Origin of the sequence: Methanoculleus sp. SDB (assembly GCA_001412355.1) — an archaeon.
Classification (GTDB): Archaea; Halobacteriota; Methanomicrobia; order Methanomicrobiales; family Methanomicrobiaceae; genus LKUD01.
In genome coordinates this window covers 1-10942 of the sequence record LKUD01000096.1, presented here as the reverse complement: position 1 = coordinate 10942, position 10942 = coordinate 1, and the positions used below count along the sequence as shown (strand labels likewise).

Below are 10942 nucleotides of genomic sequence, written 5' to 3'. Positions count from 1 at the left end.
GCGGCTTTGTGAGACGATCCTCGCGGTTGATAAATTCGTGGGCGTAGGTCCCCTTGGGGCAGACCTTTCCCTCGTTGACGGGCGACCGGTGGTACGGAGCTGTTCCGACCACCTTGCCGTCTTTCACCACGAGGTTGAGTGTGCATCCTGTCCCGCAGTACGGGCAGGTTGTCTGTACATATTTCAGATCCATGTTCTAACCTCGAACAAAGTGGATACGGAGCTCCTTTTATTTAATTATGGCTATTCTATTTTTCGATCTCGTTAAAAGTTAATTTATATTTTTAAATTTTTAAAAAAAATAAACCAGTATTATTAATTAACCCCTCCGGGAACGACATGAAAACTTTAATGGAATGAGATCCGAAGGTATTTTCGGAAAACATGCCGGGGGGCTTTTTCGGAGTGAAACGAATTCTCGTTCCATCGATACTGGCGGATCTTATTCAGAGTGCCCTGTTGTCCGTTGAAGACAGGAGGTACACTGATCTTGCCGCCTGTCCGCACTGTGGCGGAAAGGTGAGAGGGCATGACCTGAAACGCAAACTTTTCGTCCGCATCATGAGTGATGCCGGGGACGACCGGGATGTTCATGTGTTCGTGAAGCGGTTCTATTGCGAAGACTGCAGGCGGCTCTGTTATGCAAAATCTCCGTTTTATCCGGGAATGCGACTCGGTGCCCCGATCATAGACCTCTGTGTAATCAATACGGATCTCTTCCCCTATCATCACCTCGCGCGTCTGCTCGAGGCGATGCGCATCCGCATCGACCGGGGAACGATCCGCAATTACGCCCGGAAAGGATTTCCCCCCGTTCCGTACGTCGAGTTGTATGGTCTCCGGATTCCGGTATCACTCCTCTCGCTCTCTGACGGGGTTGTCGGCGGTGCACAGCCCGGTCCCGCAGTGCGGGCAGAAACGTTCCGGACCGGGCGTCTCCCACCCGCAGGCGGGGCACTGCTTTCGCTTCTGGGGCTCTCTCAGGAGCGGGAAAAACGGTATCACGAGAAAGATAAAGAAAAAAGGAAATCCCGCGAAAAACAGCACAACCGTCAGAACACATGATCCTCCGAGGAGGAGCAGCGTCAGCGTCCGGTTATTCGTCGGTACACCTCCCGGACGGCGTAAGCGGGCAGTGCATCTGAGGCGCATCCGATAACGCCCGGTAATTCGCGTACGCCGCACAGACCGGTGAGGAGCTTCGATCCGATGCCTGCCGCAAGGACCTCATCCGCCCCCGACTCATGTACGGCAGCCCCGATGCGTCTCTGGAGAACGGAGCGCTGCGCCTCCCATACCTGTTTTGCTATCGCATATGCTCCCTGCTCGCCGAGTTCTTCGGGATCGGCACATACTACCCGTGCGAGGCGTCGCAGTGATGCTTCCGGTGACGTGTCTGCGCCGTCCGGGGTCGGGACGCAGTACTCCGAAGCGGAAATAGTGCCGAGTACACGGTGCGCATCCGCGCTCTGGGCGAAAAATTCGCTGGCCACCGGAGTCGGAGTGCCGTCGATGGTGACGCTCTGAAGGATTGCCGCAACATTCGTCCTCAGAAGCCCGGTGTACACGAGGTATCCCTTCTGCAGCCTCGCGAGGTCGGTCAGCCCGAGCAGGCGGGAGAACGGGGAAAGCGGAATGATGTCGGTCGTCGTGCTTCCCATGTCGACGAGAACCGCCCGTGGATGAGCCTCACGGAGAAAATCGGCGGAAGCAAGCCAGTTTGCCGCTGCAAGTTCCGGTACCGCATGTTCGTGAAACTCCCCGTCCATTCCGTAAAAGACAGCCCCGGGCACAGCTTTCCGGACTGCGTCGACGATGAAGGAGATGCCTTCCATTCGGGAGGAAAAACAGTCCGCCAGCTCACCGCTCATGACAACCGCCGCCTCCTTGCCGGCATACTCTTCAAGTAAAGCTCCGAGCGGGGAATCCTTCCAGAGCGGGCAGTAGTGGATGCGGACTTTGTCTTCATCTACGATTTTCAGGTTCGCCCCGCCGACATCGATGCCTATCACGCCTGCACCACCCGGCCGTGCGTGTCAAAGGACGCGTGTCCCGACAGATGAACGGAATCCGGCCCTTTGCCGCGCGATGCGCTGACGATGAGGTCGGCAATCTCCTCTTCCATTACCACGTCGATGCCGGCAATGCTTGTCGTGATGCGGGGATTGACGTCGACGACGTACACCCGGTCTCCGACAATGACATCGACACCGACATAGCCCTGGCACCCGAGAACTGTTGCCGCGCTCGCGGCAGTTCTGATGATTTCGTCTTTTCGGGGGTGGTCTGCCGGGGTCTCGCCCCCCCGATAATGAAACACGCCGTCCTCGATGCTGATGTGCTGGCGGTTGAGGGCAAGCGGCAGCATCTCTTTTCCGGTGAAATACAGGCAACTCTCCCCGACAACACGGCTGCCGATGAGGCTTACGCTCAAATGCTCCCCGTTGACATAATCCTGGCCGAATTCACCGGGGCCCGGCCGGGCATCGGAGAGGCGTATGTTCTGCGTGCCACAGCCCCGGATCTCTTTGATGACCTTCATTCCGTCGGTCCGCTCTGCGGGAACGGCGATTCCGTGAGCCGCCAGTACAGCGGCAGTCCTCTGTTTGTTGGCGCATAGCGCCGCGTTCATACTGCCGCACCCGAGGTTATGCGTCCCTTCCTCAACGATTCTGGTGTAGCGGGCAAGGAGGTGGTCGGGTGCGATCACGAGCCCCATATCGCATATCGCGGCAAGGCGCCGTAACTCCCTTTCGAAGTCCTGTCCTTCGGGGGTGACGACTTCGTAGCCGCACCGCTCAAAACTCCCGGAGAGAACCCTGAGCATCGTCTCTCCCTCGGGGGCGAGAAGGGGATCATGATATACCGTATATTCTGCAAGCAGAACTTTCATTGCAGATCAGGTTTTCCCCCCGACCAGAAGAGCATGACGATCGATCAATTATTGTGACACAACGCCCTTTACAGAGTTAAAATGAAGCCAAAGATTCTGCTTACCAATGACGACGGGATAACCTCCGCCGGATTATGGGCTGCCCACCGTGCTCTTTCCCCCATCGCCGATGTGACGGTTGTCGCTCCTTCGTCACAGCAGAGTGCGGTCGGACGCTCCATTTCAATTTTCGAACCGATCCGCGCAAATAAAGTGACCATTGAGGGTATGGAAGTCTACTCGATCGGCGGAAAACCCACCGACGCGGTTATCATCGGCCTCTATGGCCTCGATCTGGCTCCCGATCTCGTCGTCAGCGGGATCAACATCGGAGAGAACCTGAGTTATGAATCGGTCATGACCTCCGGGACGATCGGAGCGGCCCTCGAAGCATCCAACCAGGGAACCCCCGCCATTGCCTTTTCCCTGCAGGTTGAGGACCAGGGTGACAAGTTCGATGATCCCCGCTTTTTCGAACATAGTTTCGACGAGGCGGTGACTGTGGTTCGGACAGTAACGAAACGCCTGCTAAAGCGCGGATTTCCCCCGCATACCGATGTCATTAATGTCAACGTCCCCTCCCGGCTTACCGGCGGATTTGAAATTACCCGCCTTGCCGAAAAATTGTTCCACACGGGTGTTGAACGGCGGCTGGATCCGAGGGGGAGAACGTACTACTGGATCGACGGGCCGCTCTATGAGGATGCCGGGGAGGGCACCGACGTGCATGCGATCAGAAAAGGGAATGTATCCGTCACACCCATCACCCTCGACTGCACGGCATTCCGCGGCATGGATTCGCTCTCGGACATCTTTCGCGACGATCACGGGTGAATTACCTTTTTTAGGGAAACGCCATACAGAGGAGCATATGATCAGCAGAGCGAAACAAAACGCCGTTGTCGATATCTGTGCCCTTGTCGCTTTCATCCCCTCGACCGTTTCCGGACTGGTCCTCTTTCTCCTCCTGCCTGCAGGCGGATATCAGGGGGGGCGGAACCTGTTGTATGCCGAAAGTGTCCTCGGGGTGACCCGGTCCGGGTGGATTGACATTCATGATTATTCAAGCCTGATCTTTGTCGTTTTCCTCATTCTTCACCTCCTCCTGCACTGGCGGTACTTTAAAAATCTCCCCCGCATTTTCCGTGTCCGCGAGACGGATCGCTGTGAAACGGACCGGTGAGCGCTTTTATGCATACCGACGGGAGGACGGGGATGAAACACTCATCAACCTGTGGCGCCAATGGTGTATATCCCCGGAGGCCGCTACGGACCATCCCGTCTGCGGCCTCTGATACCCGGGATGCGACGGTGCAGGTGATTGTATGATGAATGAAGAGCAGCAGGCAAAGCAGCATGCCGGCTATTATGCCGCCGATCTGGTGGAGGAAGGGATGACGGTCGGCCTCGGGACCGGATCCACGGTATTTTTTGCAATGGAACGGTTGTCCGAGCGTATTTCAGGGGGGCTGTCCATTCGCGGCATTCCCACCTCGGAACAGGCATCGCTCCGGGCCCGTGCATACGGCATTCCCCTGACGACCCTTTCCGATACGCCTGAAATTGATATTGCCATTGACGGTGCGGATCAGGTTGATCCCGCTCTGCAGCTTATCAAGGGGCGCGGCGCAGCGCACGTGCGGGAGCGTGTGGTGGCGGAAGCCGCCCGGAAACTGGTCATCGTGGTTGACGGCGGTAAGCTGACCGACGTGCTCTCCGCGCCAGTGCCGGTGGAAGTGATCCCGTTCGCCGCTTCGATTGTCAGCGCACGAATCGGGGATATGGGCGGGAAGTGCGTACTTCGCGAGGGTGTGAAAAAGGATGGTCCGGTGGTAACGGATAATGGCAACTGGATCCTCGACTGCTCATTCGGGGCCATTCAAAAACCCGCTGCGCTGGAGGCATGCATCAATAACCTCGCCGGTGTTCTCGGATGCGGACTTTTCTCAGAATTTCAGTCCAAAACAATTGTGGTGGTTGGCGAACCCGGGGGAGTCAGACTCCTCTCAGGCTGATATATACTGCTTCGCCTTCTGGAACAGATCGAGCTGGCTTTGTACTTCTTTTCGCTTGTTTTGCTCGATAGTGTCCATAATTTCTTCGATTGAACGTGCAAGGCAGTAGATCTTCACCGGCCTTCCTTTGCTTTCCGCCTTGCTTTCCCTGCTTTCAATCCAGACGTTTTCTTTCAGTGACCGCATGGCAATACTGACCTCGGGCTGGCGGAGATCGGTACCGCGTTCAATATCACGGGATGTTGCCTCAGGTGTATTCGCCAGGTAGACAAGGACCTTCGCAACATTACGCTTGAGTCCGATATCAACCAGGAGCTGTGCAAATTCTTCCTCTTGATCGGTAAAATACAGTACTTTTTCTGATTTCATCCCAGTATCACCTAAAATACAATAAATTATTTTTCTTTTAACTATAAAACGATTATTATTGATGCATTTCCATTCCGGTTGTCAATATGAATCAAAAAGAGATTTTATCCACAATGTGGTTTTCGGTTTGAAGAAGTTACATTAATCCGAGGTTTGTAAGATCGGAGAGTATCTTCTGTACCGCCTTCTTCGCGTCCTCAGGTTGCTTTCCACCCGTGATGATCAGTTTTCCGGACCCAAACAACAGGACGACCACCTTCGGCTCTTCAAGACGGTATACAAGACCCGGAAACTGCTCAGGTTCGTATTCAATCCGGTCGAGGTTAAATCCGACCGCTATCTTGTTGAGATTGATTGGTGTTCCGAGGTCTGCCGACGTGACGATGTTCTGGATTTTGTACGTCAGTTTTTCAGGAATATCGATATTCAGTGAGCGGAGCTGGTTTCCGAGGATCTCCAGACCTTTGCTGAGACTGTCGATGCTCTTCGCCCCGGTCAGGACGACCTTTCCCGATCCGAAAACCAGGGCCGCGATTTTCGGGTCCTGCATTCGGAGGACGACACCCGGAAACCTCTTTTTATTATATTCCGCATCTTTGATCTGTGAAGAAAGCATCTGGAGATCGAGCGAATCGGTCACCTTGGCGGAGGCGACGATGTTTTCGATCTTCAAGGAATCTTCAGGTTGACCATTCATGGTTATAAAATGCCCTGAAAGAATATATAAATAGTTGGGTGAATTCACTCCTCAAGCGTTGAGATGTCACCGGGATCCATGCCCAGTTCGCGGGCCCGGAGAACCCTCCTCATGATCTTTCCGCTTCGCGTCTTGGGCAGGGTATCCGTATACTCGAGTTCGGCCGGAACCGATATGGGGCCGAGTGTCTGGCGGACATGATATTTCAGATCACCGGTGAGCTTGTCCGACGGCGAATATCCTTCGACGAGGGTGACGAACGCTTTCACGATATTTCCTTTCAGCGGGTCGGGTTTGCCGATTGCGGCTGCTTCCGCTACTGCCTGGTGGGAGACGAGGGCACTCTCCACTTCGGCGCTGCCGATATTGTGGCCCGATACGATAATCAGATCGTCGGACCTGCCCAGGATCATGATATATCCGTCGTTGTCCTTGACGGCGAGATCGCTGGTTGAATAATACGGGTGATTTCCGCTCTCCCAGTATTTGCGGTACCTGTCTTCGTCTTTAAAGATCGTCCGCATCATCGAAGGCCACGGCTCTTTTATGGCGAGGAATCCTCCCTGCCCGGGCGGGACAGAATTGCCGTCGCGGTCGACGACATCAGCGACGACACCCGGTATTGGTTTTCCGGCATACCCTGGCTTCATCGGTTCGCCCGCGAGGGTCGTAATCATGTGCATGCCCGTTTCCGTCTGCCACCAGGTATCGATGATGGGGCACCGCTTTTTTCCGATGGTATGGAAGAACCAGAGGAATGCCTCCGGGTTGAGGGGTTCTCCGACCGAGGCGAGAATTCTCAGTGAGCTGAGGTCGTACCGGTCAGGCCATTCCTCACCGAATTTCATGAAGGTGCGTATTGCCGTCGGGGCGGTATACAGAATGTTAATCCCGTATTCTTCGATCAGTCTCCACCAGATGCCGGGATCCGGGAAATCCGGCGTGCTTTCGGAAATAAATAAGGTCGCCCCCGTGAGAAGCGGCCCGTATACCCCGTATGTGTGCCCGGTGATCCAGCCGGCATCGGCCGTACACCAGTAGACATCGTTGTCCATCACGTTGAGGACATACCGCGTGGTGTAGTACGCCCCCACCATGTAGCCGCCGCAGGTATGGACGATTCCCTTGGGCGTGCCGGTCGTTCCCGAGGTATAGAGCATAAAGAGCGGATCTTCTGCGTCCATCACTTCGGGCGGGCATTCTCTCGGTGCCTCGTTCATCAGCTCATAAAAATCGACTTCAAAGTCCGGCACAAGCGTTACCGGAGGCTGCTGGGTCCTCAGGACAATCACGTGTTCCACTGTCGGCGCATGAAGCAGCGCTTCTTCAACAATCGGTTTGAGCGGAATGGTTTTTCCGCGCCGGACAGAGGATTCGGCCGTGATCACGACCCTGGCTTCGGCACCGGTGATCCTCTGGTTGAGGGCCGAAGCGCCGTAGCCTGCGAAGACAACGCTGTGAACCGCCCCGATCCGGGCGCAGGCGAGCATTGCGATGACCTGTTCCGGGATCATGGGCATGTAAATGCATATTCTGTCGCCTTTTGAAACGCCGAGTTTTTTCAGGCCGTTTGCAAACTGCATGACGTCCTTGTAGAGGTGGTCATAGGTCAGGATGCGTTCCTGTTCTCCCTCGCCCCTCCAGAAGAGCGCGACTTTATTTCTCCTGTGATTTTTCACATGGCGATCGAGGCAGTTGTAGGTAATATTTAACTGTGCATTCACGAACCAGCGGGCAAAGGGATACTTCCACTCACATATTGCGTCCCAGGGACGGAACCATGCAAGGTCGGATGCGATGTTTCTCCAGAAACCATCGGGGTCCCGGAGAAATTCCCCGTATGCAGTCGCGTAGTCCTTGCACGTCTCCCGGTTCCGGAAGGAGGAATCAGGATGGTATACTGCTGTTTTGTTGAGGGAAACCTCGAAATCCTCAGCCATTTCTCTATCACACCTATTCTACATTATTAATAATGGTTATTTCATTAAACGCTTTACGGATTGCCGGTCACGGATCCCCGGAAATCAGGGGAGTGCGGGAAATGAATGAAATCAGGCACGCGGATGCCTGCACGATATGTGTCTTGAGTAAAAAAAGGTGGAACCGATTCAATCGTATTCACGCCACGTGTGCCGGCATTTCGTGCAGCGGAAAAACCGGACCTCGCTCTCATCCGCAGACCTGAGTTGTCTGAGCCACCATTCGGCGGTGTTGTGGCCGCACTCCGGACACTTTACGTTGGTCGTCGGCAGAGTGGCAATATGTTCGTCGCTGTCGACGATGGTGAGAACCTTTTCACTCCGCAGTCTTGTCTTCTTCAATCTTTCGTCATTCCCTTCCATTTCCCGTAAATAGCCACATTTTCTGCACTTCAGCTGGCCCCCCGTGGAGACCATCAGGCTTTTGCAATGCGGGCAGAACATCATCGTTTATTATTGAGGGGGAGCCCTGATTAATACTTGGGATACCGCAAAGGTTCCCCGTTTTCCATTCAGGGCGTACGAGAGGTTCCCCGTTCACAATCCTTTTTGCTTTCAGGTTAAAATATAGTATAATGGAAGGTTATCTCGTTCTCATTGCGAGCATTGCGTTTTTTGCATTTCTCCTTCCGGGATCGCGGAACCAGTACTATGCCATCCTCGGATGGACGGGTATTACGGCATACCTCTTCTCGCAGCTGCCGGTGTATTTCGCGGAAAATAACTTTATCTATCCTGCAATTACCCTGCTTTCCCTTCCGTTTCTTGCAATAACCATAAAGCATCTTCGTGCACGCAACGGCACCGTAATGCAGCTTTCACGTGCCGCGGCAATCGCATTCCTGATATTCGCCCCGTTTGCCTATATCGGGCCGCCCGGGGATCTGCTGATCTCGGCCGTGATCGGGCAGGTTGCGTGGGTGCTCACCGCCCTCAGCTTCCCCGTGGAGCTGGTGGCATGGAATACGGTCATGCACGACGCATTCCGCGTCGAGATAATCCTCGCATGCACCGGTATACAGAGCATTGCCATTATGCTCGGCGTGGCGGGTGCCGTGCCGACAACAACGCGGCAGAAAGTTGCTGCATTCCTGCTGGTCGTGCCGGTAATCTACATCCTCAACATATTCAGGAATGTCTTCGTAATCATGGGGTACACCGGGCAGTGGTTCCCGTTTCTTCCTGAAATCGCTTCAAACGGAGAATACGGCTATGAGAGCTTTTTCTGGGCTCATAACGTGATCTGTGAACTCCTCGCACTCGGAATCCTCATCGGGATCGCCTACGCGATGTTTCTCCTCATCCCGGCACTCGGAGAGTTTGCGGACGATCTGATTTCGGTCTATCGCGACGAGATCAGGATAGCCTTCGATAGAGGTAGGCAATCCGCTGGATTGCGGAAAGATTAGTGCAGACCGCGACGATAAGGACAGAAAGCCAGATAAACCCCGAAAGGCCGCCGAGTATCAGTACGATGAGTGTTTCCGGCCTTCCGAAGAATCCGATCCCCTCGAGGGGATCGTTGATCTTTCCGTTTTTTCGTTCATGGTAGCCGACCTCGGCATAGACCACCGGTTTGATGAAGGTATTCATCATCGATCCGACGATTGCAATGGTGATACAGGCGAAATCCACGATGGGTGCGGTATCCGGCGTGAGCGTGACAACCGCACTTACGATGGGGATGCCGGAGAGGCCGATGCCGAGGAGGGCGATCGCATCAACGTATTTATCGACAATCCAGTCGATAACCGCCCCGAAATCGCTTTCGGTGTCCTGCTGGCGTGCCACCGTGCCGTCAATGAGATCGAGAATGCCCGAAAGAAGGAGCATCAGGCTTCCGATGCCAAACGCACGGTGAAAAAAAAAGTATGCGCAGGCAAACCCGAGAATCAGGGAGAGGAGCGATATCTGGTTTGGCGTCAGGCCGAGCCTGATGAAAACGTCCGCCAGCGGCTTTAATCTTGCCACCAGCCGTGGCCGTAACGCCGTAATGTTCATTCTTCCTCCATATTCCTGATGATACCTGACTCTATAATTCTTCCTTTCTGCATGGGGCATATATCCTTTCCGCCGTGCTGTCATTTTCCGGTTTTATATCCAGCCGGGGTGTTTTTTCGGGGTGCGCTCTCTCATCCGGGGGTACTTCTTTAAATAATCAGCCGAAATATCATGTGAGAAGGACCATTCATGGCGATACGGACAGACAGACCCCATGTTCTGATGATGTCGGAGATAACGGTTGACGGCAAGCTTACCCTGAAAAAAGGTGCATCCAGCAAGATTCTGATGAAATATATGGATCCTGCAACGGAAATCCTGCTTCACGAAACCCGGGCGGCATACGATGCCATCATGGTGGGTTCAAATACCATCAGGATTGACAATTCGTTTCTCACCGTCAGGCTGGTCGAGGGAAAGAGCCCGCTTCGTGTCATCCCGAACAGCCGTGCGGACATATCTCCCGATGCGAATGTGCTTCGTTCCGATGCCCCCACGCTTGTTGCCGTATCCGAATCCGCCCCCGAAGAGCGGATTGCTCTCCTCCGTGATCGGGGTGCCTTCGTGGAGGTGGCCGGAAAAGATAGTGTCGATCTTCCCCTCCTCATGCGCATTCTGAAAGAACGGTACGGCGTTGATTCGCTCATGATCGAAGGGGGCCCGACACTGAATTACTACATGCTCCAGCACCATCTTGTTGATGAGGTGCGCCTTATTCATCTCCCGTTTATCGTAGGCGGAGCGGATACGCCCTCCCTTGTGGGAGGGATGCATATCGAGCATGAGGATGAGATGTTCCGGCTGCAGCTCAAGACGTTCTATCTCTGCGGTACGAATCTGGTGACCGAGTACGATGTCCTGTACGGAGAAGACGCGGATGGCATGGCTTGACCAGGAAATCGAAAGGATAAAACGTACTTCTCCGAAAAAAACACGTGGGAAACTTTTT

The 10942-nt window shown here is 54.4% G+C and carries 13 protein-coding genes and 1 pseudogene; 6 read left to right on the top strand and 8 right to left on the bottom strand.

The window, feature by feature from the left end; all coding sequences use genetic code 11:
- Window positions 1-193, bottom strand: a pseudogene (locus APR53_01595).
- A 191-nt stretch (window positions 194-384) separates the two neighbouring features.
- Between APR53_01595 and APR53_01590 the strand changes: the two are divergent.
- Window positions 385-1065, top strand: coding sequence for a hypothetical protein (locus APR53_01590; protein ID KQC03166.1), 681 nt, complete (start codon window positions 385-387; stop codon window positions 1063-1065).
- A gap of 20 nt (window positions 1066-1085) precedes the next feature.
- On the opposite strand, the gene APR53_01585 is transcribed toward APR53_01590, so the two are convergent.
- Both APR53_01585 and APR53_01580 read right to left on the bottom strand, forming a co-directional pair.
- Window positions 1086-2012, bottom strand: coding sequence for a H4MPT-linked C1 transfer pathway protein (locus APR53_01585; protein ID KQC03165.1), 927 nt, complete (start codon window positions 2010-2012; stop codon window positions 1086-1088).
- Complete coding sequence (locus tag APR53_01580; protein ID KQC03164.1) at window positions 2009-2893, bottom strand: ATP-utilizing enzyme (ATP-grasp superfamily); 885 nt, start codon at window positions 2891-2893, stop codon at window positions 2009-2011. The genes APR53_01585 and APR53_01580 overlap by 4 nt, the downstream gene beginning before the upstream one ends.
- Window positions 2894-2974: 81 nt before the next feature.
- Between APR53_01580 and APR53_01575 the strand changes: the two genes are divergently transcribed.
- From APR53_01575 to APR53_01565, 3 genes are all read left to right on the top strand, one after another.
- Complete coding sequence (locus APR53_01575; GenBank protein ID KQC03163.1) at window positions 2975-3766, top strand: stationary phase survival protein SurE; 792 nt, start codon at window positions 2975-2977, stop codon at window positions 3764-3766.
- Window positions 3767-3803: 37 nt separating this feature from the next.
- On the top strand, window positions 3804-4115 hold the full coding sequence (locus APR53_01570) for a hypothetical protein (GenBank protein ID KQC03162.1): 312 nt from the start codon (window positions 3804-3806) through the stop codon (window positions 4113-4115).
- Window positions 4116-4260: 145 nt separating this feature from the next.
- The gene (locus APR53_01565; protein KQC03169.1) at window positions 4261-4947 is read left to right on the top strand and encodes a ribose 5-phosphate isomerase; all 687 of its coding nucleotides are present in this window, start codon (window positions 4261-4263) and stop codon (window positions 4945-4947) included.
- Here the strand turns inward: APR53_01565 and APR53_01560 are convergent.
- The 4 genes from APR53_01560 to APR53_01545 form a co-directional block, all read right to left on the bottom strand.
- Window positions 4939-5316, bottom strand: coding sequence for an ArsR family transcriptional regulator (locus APR53_01560; protein KQC03161.1), 378 nt, complete (start codon window positions 5314-5316; stop codon window positions 4939-4941). The two genes, APR53_01565 and APR53_01560, sit on opposite strands and share 9 nt — an antisense overlap.
- Before the next feature lie 136 nt (window positions 5317-5452).
- Window positions 5453-6013, bottom strand: a complete 561-nt coding sequence (locus tag APR53_01555) for a transcription factor (GenBank protein ID KQC03168.1) — start codon at window positions 6011-6013, stop codon at window positions 5453-5455.
- A 44-nt stretch (window positions 6014-6057) separates the two neighbouring features.
- Window positions 6058-7953 (bottom strand): 3-hydroxypropionyl-CoA synthetase, encoded by a 1896-nt coding sequence (locus APR53_01550; GenBank protein KQC03160.1) that lies wholly within the window; start codon window positions 7951-7953, stop codon window positions 6058-6060.
- Window positions 7954-8121: 168 nt separating this feature from the next.
- Complete coding sequence (locus APR53_01545) at window positions 8122-8439, bottom strand: DNA-directed RNA polymerase subunit M (GenBank protein KQC03159.1); 318 nt, start codon at window positions 8437-8439, stop codon at window positions 8122-8124.
- A 128-nt stretch (window positions 8440-8567) separates the two neighbouring features.
- On the opposite strand from APR53_01545, the gene APR53_01540 reads away from it, so the two are divergent.
- The gene (locus APR53_01540) at window positions 8568-9401 is read left to right on the top strand and encodes an archaeosortase A (GenBank protein KQC03158.1); all 834 of its coding nucleotides are present in this window, start codon (window positions 8568-8570) and stop codon (window positions 9399-9401) included.
- On the opposite strand, the gene APR53_01535 is transcribed toward APR53_01540, so the two are convergent.
- Window positions 9349-9993, bottom strand: a complete 645-nt coding sequence (locus tag APR53_01535; protein KQC03167.1) for a CDP-alcohol phosphatidyltransferase — start codon at window positions 9991-9993, stop codon at window positions 9349-9351. The genes APR53_01540 and APR53_01535 overlap by 53 nt on opposite strands.
- Window positions 9994-10182: 189 nt before the next feature.
- On the opposite strand from APR53_01535, the gene APR53_01530 reads away from it, so the two are divergent.
- Complete coding sequence (locus APR53_01530) at window positions 10183-10884, top strand: 5-amino-6-(5-phosphoribosylamino)uracil reductase (GenBank protein KQC03157.1); 702 nt, start codon at window positions 10183-10185, stop codon at window positions 10882-10884.
- Window positions 10885-10942: the final 58 nt, after the last annotated feature.

Coding starts and splice junctions, on each gene's coding strand:
- APR53_01560 (KQC03161.1), bottom strand. CDS start 5,316: ATGAAATCAGAAAAAGTACTGTATTTTACCGATCAAGAGGAAGAATTT.
- APR53_01535 (KQC03167.1), bottom strand. CDS start 9,993: ATGAACATTACGGCGTTACGGCCACGGCTGGTGGCAAGATTAAAGCCG.
- APR53_01540 (KQC03158.1), top strand. CDS start 8,568: ATGGAAGGTTATCTCGTTCTCATTGCGAGCATTGCGTTTTTTGCATTT.
- APR53_01545 (KQC03159.1), bottom strand. CDS start 8,439: ATGATGTTCTGCCCGCATTGCAAAAGCCTGATGGTCTCCACGGGGGGC.
- APR53_01580 (KQC03164.1), bottom strand. CDS start 2,893: ATGAAAGTTCTGCTTGCAGAATATACGGTATATCATGATCCCCTTCTC.
- APR53_01530 (KQC03157.1), top strand. CDS start 10,183: ATGGCGATACGGACAGACAGACCCCATGTTCTGATGATGTCGGAGATA.
- APR53_01575 (KQC03163.1), top strand. CDS start 2,975: ATGAAGCCAAAGATTCTGCTTACCAATGACGACGGGATAACCTCCGCC.
- APR53_01590 (KQC03166.1), top strand. CDS start 385: ATGCCGGGGGGCTTTTTCGGAGTGAAACGAATTCTCGTTCCATCGATA.
- APR53_01550 (KQC03160.1), bottom strand. CDS start 7,953: ATGGCTGAGGATTTCGAGGTTTCCCTCAACAAAACAGCAGTATACCAT.
- APR53_01555 (KQC03168.1), bottom strand. CDS start 6,013: ATGAATGGTCAACCTGAAGATTCCTTGAAGATCGAAAACATCGTCGCC.
- APR53_01565 (KQC03169.1), top strand. CDS start 4,261: ATGAATGAAGAGCAGCAGGCAAAGCAGCATGCCGGCTATTATGCCGCC.
- APR53_01570 (KQC03162.1), top strand. CDS start 3,804: ATGATCAGCAGAGCGAAACAAAACGCCGTTGTCGATATCTGTGCCCTT.